At 58.4% G+C, this 18,456-nt stretch carries 11 protein-coding genes and 1 pseudogene; 9 read left to right on the top strand and 3 right to left on the bottom strand.

The annotated features are described in order from the left end of the window. Positions 1-80: 80 nt before the first annotated feature. From KQP88_RS14050 to dacB, 7 genes are all read left to right on the top strand, one after another. Positions 81-1,241: an EAL domain-containing protein gene (locus KQP88_RS14050; protein WP_200991982.1), complete on the top strand. Its 1,161-nt coding sequence runs from the start codon at positions 81-83 to the stop codon at positions 1,239-1,241. 66 nt (positions 1,242-1,307) lie between these two features. After that, a complete protein-coding gene (locus tag KQP88_RS14055; RefSeq protein ID WP_117165665.1) occupies positions 1,308-2,639 on the top strand; it encodes a deoxyguanosinetriphosphate triphosphohydrolase in 1,332 nt (443 codons plus the stop codon). 194 nt (positions 2,640-2,833) lie between these two features. Then, the gene (locus tag KQP88_RS14060; protein WP_200991981.1) at positions 2,834-3,232 is read left to right on the top strand and encodes a response regulator; all 399 of its coding nucleotides are present in this window, start codon (positions 2,834-2,836) and stop codon (positions 3,230-3,232) included. A 333-nt stretch (positions 3,233-3,565) separates the two neighbouring features. Then, positions 3,566-4,192: a response regulator transcription factor gene (locus tag KQP88_RS14065; RefSeq protein WP_122317360.1), complete on the top strand. Its 627-nt coding sequence runs from the start codon at positions 3,566-3,568 to the stop codon at positions 4,190-4,192. A gap of 8 nt (positions 4,193-4,200) precedes the next feature. Next, entirely contained in the window at positions 4,201-7,845 is a 3,645-nt protein-coding gene (locus KQP88_RS14070; RefSeq protein ID WP_216703388.1) for a transporter substrate-binding domain-containing protein, read from the top strand. A 63-nt stretch (positions 7,846-7,908) separates the two neighbouring features. Next, positions 7,909-8,253: a YggL family protein gene (locus tag KQP88_RS14075; protein ID WP_200991979.1), complete on the top strand. Its 345-nt coding sequence runs from the start codon at positions 7,909-7,911 to the stop codon at positions 8,251-8,253. Positions 8,254-8,559: 306 nt separating this feature from the next. Further along, a complete protein-coding gene (gene dacB, locus KQP88_RS14080) occupies positions 8,560-10,029 on the top strand; it encodes a D-alanyl-D-alanine carboxypeptidase/D-alanyl-D-alanine endopeptidase (RefSeq protein WP_216703389.1) in 1,470 nt (489 codons plus the stop codon). Positions 10,030-10,225: 196 nt separating this feature from the next. On the opposite strand, the gene KQP88_RS14085 is transcribed toward dacB, so the two are convergent. Next, on the bottom strand, positions 10,226-12,622 hold the full coding sequence (locus KQP88_RS14085; RefSeq protein ID WP_216703390.1) for a sensor domain-containing diguanylate cyclase: 2,397 nt from the start codon (positions 12,620-12,622) through the stop codon (positions 10,226-10,228). 76 nt (positions 12,623-12,698) lie between these two features. Then, the gene (gene rlmKL / locus KQP88_RS14090; protein ID WP_216703391.1) at positions 12,699-14,951 is read right to left on the bottom strand and encodes a bifunctional 23S rRNA (guanine(2069)-N(7))-methyltransferase RlmK/23S rRNA (guanine(2445)-N(2))-methyltransferase RlmL; all 2,253 of its coding nucleotides are present in this window, start codon (positions 14,949-14,951) and stop codon (positions 12,699-12,701) included. Positions 14,952-15,498: 547 nt separating this feature from the next. Between rlmKL and rmf the strand changes: the two genes are divergently transcribed. Then, positions 15,499-15,714 carry a ribosome modulation factor gene (gene rmf, locus KQP88_RS14095; RefSeq protein ID WP_074569014.1) on the top strand — a complete coding sequence of 72 codons (216 nt, stop codon included), beginning with the start codon at positions 15,499-15,501 and terminating at the stop codon, positions 15,712-15,714. 124 nt (positions 15,715-15,838) lie between these two features. Here the strand turns inward: rmf and KQP88_RS14100 are convergent, their stop codons facing one another. Beyond that, entirely contained in the window at positions 15,839-16,864 is a 1,026-nt protein-coding gene (locus KQP88_RS14100; RefSeq protein ID WP_200991975.1) for a quinone-dependent dihydroorotate dehydrogenase, read from the bottom strand. A 366-nt stretch (positions 16,865-17,230) separates the two neighbouring features. Here KQP88_RS14100 and KQP88_RS14105 point away from each other — a divergent pair. After that, positions 17,231-18,430: pseudogene (locus KQP88_RS14105) on the top strand (NAD(P)/FAD-dependent oxidoreductase); the annotation flags it as partial. Positions 18,431-18,456: the final 26 nt, after the last annotated feature.

The following is an 18,456-nucleotide window of genomic DNA, read 5'->3' on the forward strand; positions in this document are numbered from 1 at the left end:
TCTTGCAACATGTGTAACAAGCGCCCGCCCCGGAGTCGATCCGGGGCGGGTCTTGGTGCTGTGTAAGTAAGGAGAAATATGTGGAAGGGCAACCCCTTGCCTGCTTTCAACCATTCATCGATACCGCTACCGGACGCATTGCCGGTGTTGAAGCTCTGGGAAGAATTCGTAAGGAAAACGGCCAGCTGGAATCGGTCGGTCCGCTTTTCTCCGACCCGAAAGTGCCTGCTGCCGGTCTGCGTCGTCTTGACCGGCTGATCCGGGACAACGCCCTGAGCCGCCTGCATGAAGCGCCCGATGACTGGTTTCTGAGCCTGAATATCTCGCCCCGATGGATCAGCCGTCTTCGACCCGGACAAGCCCTCCCCAGCCTCGATCAGTTGCATCGACACAACGTTCCTCCCGAGCGCATCGTGTTTGAAATAACCGAACTGGGCGGTGACAGTCAGTGCCTGACCGATGTCGTCGCACGCTATCGCGAGGCCGGGGCCCGTATCGCCATTGACGACTTCGGTGCCGGGTACTCGCAACTGGACCGCGTCCTGTCGCTGCAGCCGGACATTCTCAAACTCGACATGCGCCTGTTCCAGGCCGCAGCGCGGGGTGGCCCGAGCAGTGATGTGGTCAAGGCGCTGGCCCTGATGGCAGAAAAGACCGGGTGCTGGATCATTGCCGAAGGTGTGGAAACCGAGGCCGAACTGAATTTCGCCCTGGAATGCGGCTCGCGCTATGTGCAGGGTTATCTGTTCGCCAAGGGAGAGCTGGACTTTTTTGCCGCAGACACCTTCGTCACACAATTTGCCGAACTGCGAGACCGTTACGTCCTGCAGAAGGTCGCAGAACGTGCCCGGCTGATGGTGCTGCGCCAGCAACTGACGCAACTGATGCATCTGCTGCAACGCTGGGCCGAAAACAGACTGCCGGTCAGCGAATTGCCGCAGGTGCAGGACTATCCGTGGCTGCTGCGTTTCTATCAATGTGACCGGCACGGCACTCAACTCACGCCAAACCTGGAGTGGCTCAAGGGTGCCTGGCACGCCGACGCCCGCTATCTGGGGCACAACTGGTCCTGGCGACCTTATTTCTATCACCTTCTGGCAGAAGGCTGGGACGAACGCAGGCTGACCCTGTCCAACACCTATCGAGACGCCACCAGCAACCAGTATTGCCTGACTGCCGGGCAGTTCTTCGACAATGGCAATCGCCTTCTGCTGATCGATATCGATGCCGCCGGGCTGTGACAGGCCTTGCGGTCCTGCGGCCGAACCGGGAAGCTAGACGGACTCGAAAACAACGGAGTGAACGCCTTGGATTGGCAGACCCTGCTTAACCGCGAACGACTCGGCAAGCCGCTGCATAGCCCTGAAGAACTGGGCCGCAGCCCTTTCCACAAAGACCATGACCGCATCATCTTCTCGGGCGCCTTCCGACGTCTGGGACGCAAGACACAAGTCCACCCGGTTTCGAGCAACGACCATATCCATACGCGCCTGACCCACTCCCTGGAAGTCAGTTGCGTCGGACGCTCTCTGGGCATGCGCGTCGGTGAAACCCTGCGCAGCGCCCTGCCCGACTGGTGCGACCCCAGCGATCTGGGCATGGTGGTGCAGTCAGCCTGTCTGGCCCATGACATCGGCAATCCACCGTTCGGCCACTCCGGTGAAGACGCGATCCGCAACTGGTTCAATCAGGCTGCCCGGCGTGGCTGGCTCGATGCGATGAGTGAAACCGAGCGCAACGACTTCCTCAACTTCGAAGGCAACGCCCAGGGCTTTCGCGTCCTGACCCAGCTGGAATATCACCAGTTCGACGGCGGCACCCGTCTGACCTACGCCACGCTGGGGACTTACCTCAAATACCCGTGGACGGCCCGGCATGCCGATTCTCTGGGTTACAAGAAGCACAAGTTCGGCTGCTACCAGAGCGAACTGCCGATCCTTGAGCAGATCGCCCATAAACTGGGCCTGCCGCAACTCGAAGATCAGCGCTGGGCACGCCATCCGCTGGTATACCTGATGGAGGCCGCCGATGACATCTGTTATGCCCTGATCGATCTGGAAGACGGCCTGGAAATGGACCTGCTGGACTACGCCGAGGTGGAGTCACTGCTGCTGGGCCTGGTGGGCGACGATCTGCCCGAAACCTATCGCCAGCTCGGCCCCGGCGACTCGCGCCGACGCAAACTGGCCATTCTGCGCGGCAAGGCCATCGAGCACCTGACCAATGCCGCTGCCCGCGCCTTCGTCGAACAGCAGGACGCCCTGCTGGCAGGCACGCTTCCCGGCGATCTGGTGGAGCACATGCACGGTCCGGCAAAACGCTGTGTGCTGAACGCCAAGGACATGGCGCGCAAGAAGATTTTCCAGGACAAGCGCAAGACGCTGCATGAAATCGGTGCCTACACCACGCTGGAAATCCTGCTCAATGCGTTCTGCGGCGCAGCTGTCGAACAGTTCGGAGGACGTGCGCCTTCGTTCAAGAACCGGCGCATCCTTGACCTGCTGGGCAACAACGCACCCGATCCCAAAGCGCCTCTGCACACCTCGTTTCTGCGCATGATCGACTTCATCGCCGGCATGACCGACAGCTACGCCACCGAAATGGCCAGGGAAATGACTGGCCGCTCCGGGCAGATATAGCACTCGCCGGCCGGACACGCTTGCCTCATGTGCCCGGCCAGCCCACCCCATGCACAACAACTTCAGAAAAGGCCTACAAACAGGCCAAAAATGTCCTATCGCCTCTCCTTCGCAGCACCCTCAATAATCCAGCCACTTTAACTGCCGAACTGGCAAGCGCCAGCAAGGCACTCTGCCGCATTGCCGGAAACCTCATGTTTAAAAACGACTTGCGAATCCTGCTGGTAGAGGATCACCCTTTTCAACTGATCGCCACCCAGATCCTGCTGAACAATCAAGGATACTTCCTGCTGACGCCAGCCCTGAACGCCCTGGAGGCCATGGCCGCCATGGAGCGCAGCCCGCAACCCTACGACCTGATCCTCTGCGACCAGTGTCTCCCCGAGCAAATGGGCTTCGACCTGATCGATCAGGCCTATAAACAGGGCTTCATCCGGCATGCCATCGTCCTCAGTGGCCTTGACCCGGCGCACCTGCATGAACTGGAGCAGCAGGCCCTTGCACGCGGAATCCCTCTGCTGGGCTGCCTGAGCAAACCCCTTCATGGTCCTGATCTTTCCAGCCTGCTGGCCAAGCTGCCTGCCAGAAGCTGATTTCAAGCACGCCCCTCCATACCCGATTCCAGGAGCGATCAGACTGGCGTTACGCCAGCGAATGCACTTTTACACTGTAGGCAGTTTACGATTGTGTTGAAGGGTAATTCCGAAACGCGATAAACAACATAAAACCCAATAACTAATCTGCACACTGGAACAGATTGAAATTTTTTAAAAACTTAAATCCTTGCGTGGGCTTTTACGTACTCCAATACTCTAATTACTGTAGGAACTTTCCTATATACGCCTGCCGGGCGGGTCCATTCATGTGCCTGCCCGAACATCTGAGCTAAGGTGCGCGCTTTCTTCGCTGCTTGTATGGATTGAATTATGAACTCAGTTTTTATCATCGACGATCATCCCGTTATTCGCCTGGCCGTCAGGATGCTGTTGGAAAACGAAAACTATGAAGTGGTCGGCGAAACAGATAACGGTGTGGATGCCATGCAGATGGTCCGCGAATGCATGCCTGACCTGATCATCCTCGACATCAGCATCCCCAAGCTCGATGGCCTGGAAGTACTGGCCCGCTTCAACAGCATGGGCCTGTCATCGAAGATTCTGGTGCTGACCTCGCAAACTCCGAACATATTCGCCATTCGCTGCATGCAATCCGGTGCTGCCGGCTATGTCTGCAAACAGGAAGACCTGAGCGAACTGCTGAGTTCTGTAAAAGCGGTATTATCCGGCTACAATTACTTTCCCAGTCAGGCACTGACTCCGGCCGTTCGCGAAGATGGGCAGCCCAGCGAAATAGAACTCTTCAAGCTGGTGAATGATCGCGAATTGATGGTACTGCAATTATTTGCCCAGGGCCGTTCCAACAAGGAAATTGCCAAGGGCATGTTCCTCAGCAACAAGACCGTCAGTACTTACAAGACACGACTCATGCAAAAGCTGAAAACCAAGACCTTGGTAGAACTTATCGAGATGGCAAAACGCAACGCGCTAGTGTGAGAACCCGGATGCCCAAGCGCTTGAAAAACTTTCTGATACTGGCAACGAGCATATGTCTAGGCTGGGGTACATATACCAACCTTGAGGCAGCAGACCACTACACGCTGCTCGGCCGCTCAAACCCGGCTCACATGGATGTGAAGCTAGACGCCGCCCAGTGGCAATGGGTGCGCAGCAAGCGTGAACTGATCCTCGGCACCTCGGCACCGGATTACCCGCCCTTCGACATCACCATTTCCGGCAATGACTACGAAGGCATCACGGCCGATTACGCCAGCATCATATCCCGGGCACTGGACCTCCCCCTCAAGGTCCAGCGTTTCGAAAACCGCGAGGCCGCGATGAACGCCCTCATAACCGGCCAGATAGACCTGCTGGGCAGCGCCAATGGCTTTGAGGCCATGGACCGCTCTATCAGGCTTTCAACACCCTACGCCGTGGACCAACCCGTCCTGCTGGTACGCACAGGCGATACCCGCTCACTGACAGATGGCCTCAAGGGCATGCGCCTGAGCATGGTCTATCACTATCTGCCACTGGCCGATGTCAAGGCGCTGTACCCCGAAGCCATCCTGCAGACCTACCCCTCTTTCCAGAACGCCATCAATGCCGTGGCCTTCAATCAGGCCGATGTCTTTCTCGGCGACACCATTTCCACGCAATACATCATCAACAAGGGCTATCTGAACAATGTGAAAATGGCCAGTTTCGGCAAGCACGAAGCCAACGGCTTCAGCTTTGCCACAAACCACGAAAACACCCAGTTGCTGGACATTGTCAACCAGACACTCAAGGCCATCCCGGTGGATGAGCGCATCGACATCTCCAAGCGCTGGGGCGCTGGCAGCGACATGCTGCTGACCGACCAGAAGCTGCAACTGACACAACGCGAGGAGCGCTGGATTACCCGGCATCCCACAGTACGGGTCGTAGTCAACGAAACCTATGCACCCTTGACCTTCTATGATGCCAACGGCAATTTCCGTGGCATCACTGCCGACCTGCTTGAGCTGATACGCCTGCGTACCGGCCTGCGATTCGAGATCGTAAGGGCATCCAGCTCAAGCGACATGATGAATCAGGTTGCTCAGGGTCAGGCCGACATGATCGGAGCCATGGTGTCGAGCGACGAGCGTGGAGACCGGTTCAGCTTCAGTCGCCCCTACATCGACAACTCCTTTGTCCTGATCACCCGCAAGGGTGAAAAAGCCCCGACCTATCTGGAACAGATGGACAACCTGCATATCGCGGTCATCCAGGGCAGCCCGATACTGCAATGGCTGCGACGCGAACACCCCGATATCGTCATCGTGGAAATAGACAATCCATTCCAGGCGCTGGACATGCTGGCCACAGGCAAGGTGGAAGGCGCAGTCACCTCCCTGCTCAGCGCCAACTACTTTCTGTCTTCCGGCGTCTTCGAGGGGCAACTGCAGATCACCGCCACCGTTGGCGAGGACCCTGCCCTGATCTCGATGGCCACCTCACGCAACGCACGGGAACTGAGCTCGATTCTCGACAAGGCACTGGCGAGCATTGCGCCACAGGACCTGGCAATCATCAATAATCGCTGGCGCTCGTATACCCCTGTCGGTGGCAACTGGCACAACTACCAGCGCCTCATCTACCAGATCCTGGCCGGTGCAGGCCTGCTTCTGCTCGGTCTGCTGGTCTGGAATGCCTACATGCGCCGCCAGATAAAACAGCGCGAAACGGCAGAGCGGGCACTGGGCGATCAGCTTGAATTCATGAGCGCGCTGGTCAACGGCACGCCGCACCCGATCTATGTCCGTGATCGGGAAGGCCTGCTGCGCATGTGCAACGACAGCTACCTCGATGTCTTCGAGGCCCGTCGTGAAGACATCATCGGCAAAAGCGCTACCGAAGGCGTACTGAGCAACGCCTTCGAGGCCAGCGAGTACGCCGCCGACTACAAGCGCGTCATGGCCAGCGGCACACCCCTGATTCTCGACCGGACACTGCATATCGGCGAACGCCGGTTGACCATCTATCACTGGATCCTGCCGTTTCGCGACTCCCTGGCCCAAGTCCAAGGCATCATCGGCGGCTGGATCGATATCAGCGAACGCCGCAGGTTGATCGAAGAACTGCAGTCGGCCAAGGAACAGGCCGATGATGCCAACCGGGCAAAGAGCACCTTTCTCGCGACCATGAGCCACGAAATACGCACGCCCATGAACGCAGTCATCGGCATGCTGGAGCTGGCACTCAAACGTGCCGATCAGGGTGTGCTGGAACGCTCTGCCATCGAAGTCGCCTACAGTTCGGCCAAGGACATGCTGGACCTCATCGGCGATATCCTCGATATCGCCCGCATCGAATCCGGACGCCTGACCCTGAGCCCCGAGCGAGCCAATCTGCGGCAACTGGTGGAGTCTGTCACCCGGGTGTTCGAGAGTCTGGCCCGGCAGAAGAAACTGAGCCTGGTGCTGGAGCTCGACAGTCGGGCCAACACCGATGTTCTGATCGACCCGCTGCGCTTCAAACAGATCCTGTCCAACCTGATCAGCAACGCAATCAAGTTCACCCAGCAGGGCCAGGTCAGCGTCACCCTGAAAGCGGAAAAGGGCTCCAGCAGTCAGCAACTGCACCTGAGCGTGACCGTGCAGGACAGCGGGATCGGCATCAGCGCAGAAGATCAGCGGCGTCTGTTCGAGCCTTTTGCCCAGGCCGACAATCAGGCACGCATGGCGCGTACCGGTGCCGGGCTGGGGCTCGTGATCTGCCGCAGCCTCTGCCAGATGATGGGCGGCACCCTGACCCTGAATAGCGAGCCGGGCCGGGGAACCCAAGTGCACATGACTCTGGATCTGACCACCCTGGAACCGCTGGCCATCGCCACGCCAGTGGAAGAAGCCTCACTGCCGCCCGGCACGCCCTTGAACATCCTGATCGTCGACGATCACCCCGCCAACCGGTTGCTGCTTTGTCAGCAACTGGGTTTTCTCGGCCATCATTGTGAAGTGGCCGAACAGGGAGCCCAAGGGCTCGAGAACTGGCTGGCCGGATCGTTCGATCTGGTGGTGGCCGACTGCAACATGCCGGTCATGAATGGCTACGACCTCACCCGCGCCATAAGAGCCCATGAACAGAGCAAAAACCTTGTTCCCTGCATCGTCTGGGGCTTCACTGCCAATGCCTTGCCCGAGGAAATCCAGCGTTGCCTTGAAGCAGGCATGGACGACTGTCTGTTCAAGCCCATAGGCCTGACGACACTCAGCGAGCGACTGGCCAAAATCCCCGTACGCTCTGCACCTGCTGCCCCCTTCAACCTGAACAGTCTCAGCAACCTGACCGCAGGCCGGGCAGAAATGATGCAGCGCCTGCTTACGCAACTGCTGCACAGCAGCCGGGAGGACCGCAAGGCCCTGGGCGACCTCATGACCCGTGGTGACCACAAGAACATTGGCGAAATGGCTCATCGCATCAAGGGTGCAGCGCGAATCATTGGCGCATCGCGGGTGATCGAAAGTTGCGAGGCCCTTGAGCATGCCTGCTCGCCGGGTACTGAGCCCCATGTCCTGGAGGCCTGTCACAAGGAACTGAACGCCGCCATGCTTGATCTCGAAGAGGCGTTGATCAGCCAGCAACCAGAAGATCGCGAGCAAGAAGAGAAAGGGAAGCAACAGTGAAACAGGCACCGTCACCGCTTAACTGGTAGACTGCGCCCCGAAATTACCTAAGAGGATCGCTTCATGGCCACTAACCGCTCCCGTCGTCTGCGCAAAAAGCTCTGTGTGGACGAGTTCCAGGAATTGGGCTTCGAGCTCAATCTGGAATTCAAAGAAGATCTGGATGACGAGGCAGTTGACGCCTTCCTGGACGCTTTCCTGACAGAAGCCATGGACGCGAACGGTCTGGACTACGTTGGCGGCGATGACTACGGTCTGGTTTGCCTGGCTGATCGCGGTTCGGTCAGCGAAGAGCAACGCGCTGCTGTAGAAGCATGGCTCAAAGGCCGCAGCGAAGTAGTCAAGGTTGAAGTCAGCCCGCTGCTGGACGCCTGGTATCCGGAAAAGCCGATCAATCCGGCTGCGTGATCCAGAAGCAGACTGTGCGAACAGGTCTGCGACATTCAACAAATGCCCCGACTTGTCGGGGCATTTGTTTTTCCGGGCTGCAAAGAGAACCTTTCATGCCCGCGCACTGCTTTTTACCTACAACAAAAAAATCCTGTTACAACCCCATGCCACAACCCACGCGGGCCCGGCTTCGGGCATAATGCCGTTCTGTTACAGCGCTGGCCTTGTGTTATTACCGTTCGGCCTCAGGCGTCTATCATTGTTACCGAGGGAATTCATCCATGCCCTCTTTTTGTTCCCCTTCTTTGCTGTAGGGTTTTCTTGATGATCAAATCTTTGCGTCCACTGCTTCTCGCCTCTTTTCTCCTGCCTCTGGCACTTCCTGTACATGCAGCCGTCATCAACACCACTCTTCCCCCCAAGGTCCAGCAAGCCCTCAAGGCCAGCAAGCTCAACGACAACGCATTGTCGGTGGTGATGCTGCCGCTTAACGGTCCTGGTACCCCGACAGTCTTCAATGCCGATGTTTCCGTGAACCCGGCATCGACCATGAAGCTGATCACCACCTATGCCGCGCTGGAAATCCTCGGCCCGACTCACCAGTGGCGAACCGAATTCTTCACAGACGGCACCCTGAGCAATGGCGTTCTGCAAGGCAACCTGTACCTCAAGGGCGGCGGCGATCCCAAGCTCAACATGGAAAAGCTCTGGTTGCTGATGCGTGACCTGCGCGCCAATGGCGTACAGCAGGTGACGGGCGATCTGGTGCTGGACCGCAGCCATTTCGTGCAGCCTCGACTGCCCGAGTTCAATGATGACGGCAATGACGATAACAAGCCGTTCCTGGTCAAACCCGACTCGCTGATGGTCAACCTCAAGGCCTTGCGCTTCGTCACCCGTAACGATGACGGCAAGATCCGTATTTCTGTCGAGCCGCCCATTGCGAGCATCCGGGTCGACAACCAGGTCAAAGCGCTGGCGTCCAAGCAATGCACTGGCGATGTACGCTACAACCCGGTTCCACAGCCTGATGGCAGCGTCAATGTGACGGTCAGTGGCCAGTTGGGTAATGGTTGCAACTCCCAGACCTACCTTTCGCTGCTCGACCACCCGACCTACGCTGCTGGCGCGGTACGGGCCATCTGGCAGGAACTGGGTGGCAGCATCCTGGGCAAGGACCGTGTCGATGTCGTGCCGGGCAATGCCAAGCTGCTGGCCAAGGCATTCTCGCCGGATCTGGTTGAAGTGATCCGCGACATCAACAAATACAGCAACAACACCATGGCGCAACAACTGTTCCTGAGCCTGGGACAAGAGTTTCGCAATGATGCAGACGGCGATGACGCAAAGGCCGCACAGCGGGTGATCCGTCAGTGGCTGGCGAAAAAAGGCATTACCGCACCGCATCTGGTCATGGAGAACGGCTCGGGCCTTTCCCGTGCCGAGCGCGTCAGCGCCCGTGAAATGGCAATCATCCTGCAGGCCGCATGGCGCAGCCCATACGCTGCCGAGTTCATGAGTTCAATGCCTCTGGTGGGCATGGACGGCACCATGCGCAAGCGCCTGAAACGCACGCCACTGCTGGGCGAAGCCCATATCAAGACCGGTACGCTGAATACAGTGCGGGCCATTGCCGGCTTCAGCCGTGACAGCAATGGCAATACCTGGGCGGTGGTGGCGATTCTCAACGACCCACGTCCGTTTGGTGCGTCATCGATTCTGGACGAGGTGCTGGTGGATCTGTATCGCCAACCGAAACTGAACAACAGTACGGTTTCCATCCTGCAGCCCTGATCTGCCAGGTTACCGGTAGGAGATCACCCGGCGCCTCGGTGCCGAATGGCTGGCAATGATGTGGGAGGCAGCTTGCTGGCGACTGGCAATTTGAAGCCGATAAACATTCTTTGGTTTCACGGGTGCTGTCGCCAGCAAGCTGCCTCCCACAGTCACCGACCTGACTTGGCAATACCTTACGCAGAAAGAGCCAATATCAATCGAGCTCCGGCTCGACCCGGTCCCTGCCCGCCAGCTTGGCAGCATAAACCCCCGAGTCGGCCCTCAACAGCAGCGCATCCACGCTTTCTCCCGCCCGCCAGCTGGCGATACCGAAACTGGCAGTGACCTGCCCGACCGTATCCAGCGGCTGGCTGCGCAAGGCCTCGCGCAAACCGAGAGCCAGTTGGTAGGCTTGCGGTGCCTGAGCGCCTGGGCACAACACCACGAACTCTTCCCCGCCGATACGGCAAAACACATCATCACAGCGCAGACGCTGGCTGATCTTTTTGGAAACGGCCTGAAGCACCGAGTCGCCGACCGCATGCCCGTACTTGTCGTTGAAACGCTTGAAGTGGTCGATATCCAGCATGATGACCGACAAGTAACCGCCGTGCCGATTGATGCGCGCCAGTTCAGACTGCAACCTGTCCTGAAAGTAACGACGGTTATAGGTACCGGTCAGTACATCGGTCACCGACAGTGCCCGCAACTCCTGCTCGACCCGCTTGAGATCGGAAATGTCCGAGATGAATCCATGCCAGAGCACGCTGCCATCGGGTAGACACTCCAGCGTGGCGGCACCTCGTACCCAGCGCAGCCCCTTGCGTGGCAGCTCGATGCGATATTCCTCACTCCAGGGCGAGGACTGCTCGGCACTGATACGGATTGAATCGCGCAAACGTACGATATCGGCAGGATGCGTACGCCTGAGCAGAACCTCGGCATCCTGGAGCAACTCTTCTTCGGTCAGCTCAAAGAGCTCGCACATACCGACACTGGCGTAGGTGAAACGTGAACTGCCATCGGCATCCTGACGATACTGATATATACCGCCCGGTACCTGGGAGCTGAGTTTCTTCAGCAACTGGTCACGTGCTTCAAGCGCCTCGTAAACACGCTTGTGCTCGGTGATATCGAGGCAGACGGCCAGGTAGCCGATCCATTGCTCCTGATCGTCTCGCACCGCCGTGATCAGCATGTTCACCACCAGCGTGCTGCCATCGCGTCGCAGGAAGGTCCACTCCCGGGAAGGATGGCTACCCTCTTGCGTGGCATCGACGAACATGGCTTGAGCTGCAGTGATCGGACGTCCATGAAGCTCACTCCACTCCTTGGCATGAGCTTCGAGTTCCGATAACTGATGCAGATCCTTGAGCTTGAACGTGCCAAGCACTTCTTCATCCGTGTAGCCCAGCATTTTCTGCGCACCGACGTTGAAGGTGGTGATGACACCGTTGAGATCAGTGGCAATGATCGCCACTTCCGTCGCGGAGTTGAGCACATTGCGCAGTTGTCCGTGGGTCACGCGCAATTCCTGCTCGCGCTGACGCAACTCGCGGGTCCGTTGCTCAACCATGTGCAAGGCTCGCTGACGCTGGCTGACAAGGCTGTAAAGCAAGGCACTGAGCATCAGGCTCAGGAGACCACCCAGCAAAGCCAGGCTGCCGGCCATCGGCGGATTGCTCAGCATGAAGGCATCAGTAGGACGAACCTCAAGCAAATAATCACGATCGCCCATGCTCAGCAGAGTGCTGAGATGCAAATCACTCTCGGCCGCCACACCTGCGGAACGGTACAACAGATCGGGCTCACCGTCCGAACTCAGGTCGAGCATGCTCATGGCCAGATTGTCCTGGCTGGGCAAGCCTTCGTTCATCATTTGATCGAGGCTGATGATTGCCATGACAAAGCCGCGCAAGACTGGAGTGGGCGCATCAATGGCGGCAACCGGCGAATACACGGGTGCCATCAGCAACACACCCCGGGTATCGGTCTTGCTCAGGCTGACCAGATCCACACGGGGCGTTGCCACGATACTGCCACGCAAGCGGGAACGCTCGATGGAGAGGTGCCGAATTCGTTCTGAGTTCACATCGAAGCCCAGAGGCGGAGGCTTTTTACTGAGGGTCTGGATAAACACGACAGGAAAGTATTCGTCGCGCACTTCGGCTGTTTTCAGTACGCCATTCCCGTCGAGCTCGCGTATGGCGAAATCCTTGACCCCGGCCTGACGGACACTCTCTTCAAAGGTTGCACGCTGGGCCTGGGTGACGTGGGGCGTCCATGTGTAAGCTTGGGTGCCTACCAGCATGGGGCCGACAAACCCCTCGTACTCGGTACGCGTGATCTCATTGGAATAGAGAAAGAAGCGGCGCAGGGTGTCGAGCCTTTTGACCTGACCGTCCAGCCGCTCCTGGATGCGACTGAAACGCTCACCTGCCAGAAGGTCGAAACGCTGGCGTAACTGGCGTTGATACAGCTCCAGATTGGCCAGTGCCAGCATCACGGTAAGTGCGGCGCCAGCGGCAAAAGCCAGCGCCGCAACCAACCATGCAGAGGCCTGTTCACTGATGAATCCCAGAATTCTGGGCCGGAACTGTTTCGCCGCCATACTTAGAACCCGTGACGCTGGCCATGATTCTCTTATAGCTATTCGCTAGTAATTTGCCTAGCCCGAATAAGGAGAATCAGTTCACGCGCGTCGTGATCTTCCAGGCACGGTGGATCTTGCTGTTGCGCGCAAAATCCTGATCGATGGTCTGGGCGGTGATTTCTTCGACCGAATAGCGCTGGGCAAGATTCTCGTCCAGCACAAACTTGCGGAAGTTGTTCGAGAAATACAGCACGCCACCCGGTGCCAGACGCGCCATGGCCAGATCGATCAACTCGACCTGATCGCGCTGCACATCGAAGATCCCTTCCATACGCTTGGAGTTCGAGAACGTTGGCGGATCAATGAAGATCAGGTCGTACTCTTCACGGCATGCCTGCAGCCAGGCCATCACATCGCCCTGCTCCAGACGGTTCTTGTCGGAGAAACCATTGAGCGACAGATTACGCCGTGCCCAGTCCAGGTAAGTCTTGGAAAGGTCGACACTGGTGGTACTGCGCGCCCCGCCCTTGGCAGCGTGAACGCTGGCCGTGGCTGTGTAGGAAAACAGGTTGAGGAAACGTTTGCCCGCAGCCTCGCGCTGAATGCGCATGCGCATCGGTCGATGATCGAGAAACAGACCGGTATCCAGATAATCGGTCAGGTTCACCAGCAGCTTGACCCCTCCTTCGCTGACTTCCTGGAACTGGCCCTGAGCACTTTGACGCTCATATTGCCTGGTGCCGCTCTGACGCTCGCGACGCTTGATCACGACACGGCTCTTGTCGATGTTCAAGGCCTGAGGAATCGCTGCCAGTGCATCAAACAGACGGGCCGAAGCTTTTTCCGGATCGACGGATTTAGGCGCGGCATATTCCTGAACGTGGACCCAGTCATGGTACAGATCGATGGCCAGGGAATATTCGGGCATATCGGCGTCGTACACGCGATAGCAGTCGATGCCTTCGCGACGCACCCATTTGCTCATCTGCTTGAGGTTCTTTTGCAGACGATTGGCGAACATCTGCCCGCCTTCGCTCAAGCGTGCCTGCTCGACCACAACCGGAGCCGGCTTGATCGGATTGCCATTCTTGTTGAGCTTTCTTTCGACCGGCTCTTCAACCTGTGTCTCGCGCTCGATCTGGCGCTGCTCGGGCGTACGACGCTCGCCGGTGACGAACTGATCCGGCAGGACCTTGATGAGCAACAGCTTGCAAGGCAAGGCGCCGTTCCAGAAGGAATACTGCTTGTGGCTGCGAATACCCATGCGCTTGCCCAGATCAGGCGCGCCGGTGAACACTGCCGCTTCCCAGTTGAGACACGCCTGACGCAGGCGCTCACCCAGATTCTGATAGAGATACAGCAGACTCGCCTCGTCGCCCAGGCGCTCACCGTAGGGAGGGTTACAGATCACCAGACCTTTCTGGTTCTGATCCGGACGCGGCTCGAACGTCGCCACTTCGCCCTGATAAACCTTGATCCAGTCGCTCAAGCCTGCCCGCTCGATGTTGTTGCGACCCGGCTGGATGAGACGCGGATCGGCTTCATAGCCACGAATCCACAGCGGCGGCCTGGCCAGGCCTGCCTGAGCACGCGCCAGAGCTTCATCGTGCAGCTTGCGCCACAGCGCCGGGACGTGGCCGAGCCAGGCCGAGAACCCCCAACGCTCGCGCTTGAGGTTGGGCGCGATATCGGCGGCGATCATGCCGGCTTCCACCAGGAAAGTGCCGACACCACACATGGGGTCAGCCAGCGCGCCACCTTCGGCAGCAATGCGTGGCCAGCCGGAGCGGATCAGGATCGCCGCTGCCAGGTTTTCCTTGAGCGGAGCGGCGCCCTGCTGCAGTCGATAACCACGCTGATGCAGGCTGTGGCCGGACAGGTCCAGGGACAGGATGGCCTCGCCACGGTCCAGACGCAGGTGCACCCGCAGGTCAGGATTGATCTTGTCCACTGAAGGACGCAGGCCATCGGAAGTGCGCAGCTTGTCGACGATCGCGTCCTTGACCTTCAACGCACCGAAATGGGTGTTGTCGATGCCCGAACCATAACCACTGAATTCCACAGCCACGGTGCCATCGGCTTCCAGATGATCCTGCCAGTCGACATGCAGTACGCCTTCGTAAAGGTCGTCGGCATTTTTCATCGGAAAACGCTTGAGTACCAGCAGCACCCGGTTCGCCAGGCGGGACCACAGGCACAGCCGATAGGCGGTTTCCATGTCGGCCGTACCGCGGATGGCTGAGGTGTGTTCGCGTGTTTCCTGAAGGCCAAGCGCAGTGGCTTCCTCGGCAAGCAGGCCTTCGAGGCCTTTGGGGCAAGTGAGGAAAAGTTCGTAGCGATCCGACATGAGTATTCCAGGGCCTGAGCCGTCAGCGGCGGGCAACGCATTGCCCGACCAGATTTAAAACAGACGTCTTTCAGGGAGAACGTCTGCGTGGCACCCAATTTGTGCCGATCCACCGTATGAACCTGTCATGTCATTACGGCAGTCTTGTAACGATGAAAAGTGAATATTGGACCCTAGGACGTAGGTAATAAAAAGTCACATACCGACCCTTCGTCGAATTTTCACTGAATGCATTAAGCCATTACTCGCATTTGCGAGCTTGTCTCACTCCTGCCTGAAACCCGCGCCTCAGCAGGGTTGGGACATGAATCAAATTTGAAACACCTTCTTGCTTATCGCTCTACAGACCTAAATGTGACGTGCTTATGACAAAACGATCATTCACACCGTCTCGCGCTTTGGTTAGAACTCACCACAGGTCATCACTGCAACGGTAATGACACTCAGGCCCGCGACGCCGGCAGCGGGCACCAACGGCAGAAAATTCTGCCCGACCTCGACAGAGGTCTTCAGGGATATAACAGTCAACAGACGAGGGCAATACCCTATGAGAAGACTTAAGCGTGATCCGTTGGAAAGAGCATTTTTGCGCGGATATCAATACGGCGTTACTGGTAAATCCCGTGAGCTTTGCCCTTTTACTCTACCGTCAGTACGCCAGGCATGGATCAATGGTTGGCGAGAAGGACGTGGCGACAACTGGGACGGTATGACCGGCACTGCGGGAATCCACAGACTCAACGAACTTCACGCGGTCGGATAAGGTAGCCTCCGGCCAGTCCATCAAACTTTCTACTGACTTTTACACCCATACCATGCACGCCCCATCCGGGCGGCGGGCTGCGGCCCAGGGGCTCCTCAGGGAGCCCCTTTTTTTCGCCCTGCAATCAGCCGCGAGGCATGGCCGCAATCGCATCCACCGATTCACGGATAAGCGCCGGCCCCTTGTAGATGAACCCCGAATACACCTGCACCAGACTCGCGCCAGCAGCAATCTTCTCGGCGGCATGTCGGCCTTCGGTGATACCACCTGCCGCAATGATCGGCATACGCCCTGCCAGCTCGCCAGCCAGTACCTTGACGGTATGAGTGCTCTTTTCCCGGACGGGCGCACCGGACAGACCGCCTGCTTCGTCAGCATGGGCCAGACCTTCGACACCTTCGCGGCTGAGCGTGGTGTTGGTGGCGATGACCGCATCCATGCCGGACTCGATCAGGGCCGTGGCGACCAGCACGGTTTCTTCGTCGGTCATGTCAGGCGCGATCTTGATCGCCAGCGGCACACGCCGGCCATGCAATTGCGTCAGTTCCTGCTGACGCTGGCTCAAGGCCTCCAGCAATTGCTTCAGGGAGTCGCCAAATTGCAGGCTGCGCAGGCCTGGCGTATTGGGCGAACTGACGTTGACGGTGACATAACTGGCATGGGCATAGACCTTGTCCAGGCAGATCAGGTAGTCATCGACAGCACGCTCTACTGGTGTATCGAAGTTCTTGCCGATATTGATGCCCAGGATGCCCTTGTATTTCGCAGCCTGAACCCGGGAGACGAGGTTGTCCACGCCCAGGTTGTTGAACCCCATGCGGTTGATGATCGCTTCGGCATCGGGCAGGCGGAAAATACGCGGCTTGGGGTTGCCCGGCTGCGGACGCGGCGTCACGGTGCCGATCTCGACAAAGCCAAAACCCAACTGCGCAAAACCGTCGATGGCGGCACCGTTCTTGTCCAGCCCGGCTGCCAGCCCTACCGGATTCGGAAACTCCAGCCCCATGACCGTGACCGGCAACTTCGCAGGCGCCTTGCTCAACAGGCCATTGAGGCCCAGCCGACCACCGGCACCGATCAAGTCCAGCGACAGGTCGTGGGAGGTTTCCGGGGAAAGTTTGAAGAGTAACTGGCGGGCCAGGTTATACATGGGCGGGCAAGGCTCGTGGGAAGCTGAATTCAGGGCGCGATTATAGACATGTGCCGCCCCCGGCGCGAGGCAAGCTTGCATTTCATGCTTTTGCGCCCTCCATCTGTGCGCAACGCTTCACGGCAGTGCACAAACCGCCACGGCATCCACCTCAATGCCCCGCAGACAGGCTTGCCTGCAACTTGGCACAACCGCTGCATGAACGCCTGCATGTAATTCACAAGACTGCACCCCTCAACGACGAGGGCTGCACTTCCCGAGAGAACGGGACCGGACAAAGGCGTCCTCGTCAGGTAACTGGCGAGACGCCTTTTTTGTTTGCGCAGAATTTATCGAGCACGGCCCTGCAGTGACCTCGGAGGCGACATGGCGAAACTCAGACTGGTAATGATCGGCAATGGAATGGCCGGGGTTCGAACCCTTGAAGAACTGTTGAAGTTGAACGAAGACCTCTACGAAATCACCGTCTTCGGCGCCGAACCGCACCCCAACTACAACCGGATACTGCTGTCGCCGGTACTGGCTGGCGAGCAGACCTTCGATGACATCGTGCTCAACGACCTGAATTGGTACAAGGAACACAACATCCAGCTACTGCTCAACCGCCGGGTGGTGAAAATCGACCGCTCCCGACGCATCGTCACCGCCGAGGATGGCACCCAGGCCTCTTATGACCGCTTGCTGATCGCCACCGGCTCACGCCCGTTCGTGCTGCCAGTCCCCGGCAACACCCTCAAAGGCGTGATCGGCTATCGCGACATCGCCGATACCCGACTGATGATCGACACGGCAACCACTCACCGACGCGCCGTGGTCATCGGCGGCGGCCTGCTGGGGCTGGAAGCGGCCAACGGCCTCAAGTTGCGCGGCATGGATGTGACCGTGATCCACAACGGCAAATGGCTGCTGGAGCGGCAACTGGACAAGACCAGCGGCCAGATGCTGCAAGCGGCACTGGAGCGTCGCGGCCTGGCGTTTCGTCTCAACGAGCAGACCGAGACCTTTCTCGGCGATGAGCAGGGTCAGGTTCAAGCCGTGCAATTCAAGGGCGGCGCGGTGATTGATGCCGATCTGGTGGTCATGGCCGCAGGCATTCGCCCCAACATGGAACTGGCCGCACAATCAGGCCTGCCCTGCGACCGGGGCATTCTGGTCAACGACACCCTGCAGACCTACGACCCACGGGTCTATGCCATCGGCGAATGCGCCAGCCATCGCGGTATCGCCTATGGCCTGGTTGCACCACTGTTCGAGCAAGCCCGGGTCTGCGCCAATCACCTTGCTCAGTTGGGTTTCGCCCGCTATCCGGGCTCGGTGACCTCGACCAAACTCAAGGTCACCGGCATCGACCTGTTCTCGGCTGGCGACTTTATGGGGGGTGAAGGCACCGAAAGCATCACCCTCTCCGACCCTTTGGGCGGTGTCTACAAAAAGCTGGTCATCAAGAATGACGTGCTGGTCGGTGCCTGCCTGTATGGCGATACCGCCGACGGCAGCTGGTACCTGCAACAGATCCGGGAAAACCGCGGGATCGGTACACTCCGCAATCACCTGATGTTCGGCGAACAGACTACCGACGAGGCGGCATGCGC

It is taken from the genome of Pseudomonas lijiangensis (assembly GCF_018968705.1).
Lineage (GTDB): Bacteria > Pseudomonadota > Gammaproteobacteria > Pseudomonadales > Pseudomonadaceae > Aquipseudomonas > Aquipseudomonas lijiangensis.

Coding starts and splice junctions, on each gene's coding strand:
- KQP88_RS14060 (WP_200991981.1), top strand. CDS start 2,834: ATGTTTAAAAACGACTTGCGAATCCTGCTGGTAGAGGATCACCCTTTT.
- KQP88_RS14065 (WP_122317360.1), top strand. CDS start 3,566: ATGAACTCAGTTTTTATCATCGACGATCATCCCGTTATTCGCCTGGCC.
- KQP88_RS14070 (WP_216703388.1), top strand. CDS start 4,201: ATGCCCAAGCGCTTGAAAAACTTTCTGATACTGGCAACGAGCATATGT.
- KQP88_RS14075 (WP_200991979.1), top strand. CDS start 7,909: ATGGCCACTAACCGCTCCCGTCGTCTGCGCAAAAAGCTCTGTGTGGAC.
- dacB (WP_216703389.1), top strand. CDS start 8,560: ATGATCAAATCTTTGCGTCCACTGCTTCTCGCCTCTTTTCTCCTGCCT.
- KQP88_RS14085 (WP_216703390.1), bottom strand. CDS start 12,622: ATGGCGGCGAAACAGTTCCGGCCCAGAATTCTGGGATTCATCAGTGAA.
- rlmKL (WP_216703391.1), bottom strand. CDS start 14,951: ATGTCGGATCGCTACGAACTTTTCCTCACTTGCCCCAAAGGCCTCGAA.
- rmf (WP_074569014.1), top strand. CDS start 15,499: ATGAGAAGACTTAAGCGTGATCCGTTGGAAAGAGCATTTTTGCGCGGA.
- KQP88_RS14100 (WP_200991975.1), bottom strand. CDS start 16,864: ATGTATAACCTGGCCCGCCAGTTACTCTTCAAACTTTCCCCGGAAACC.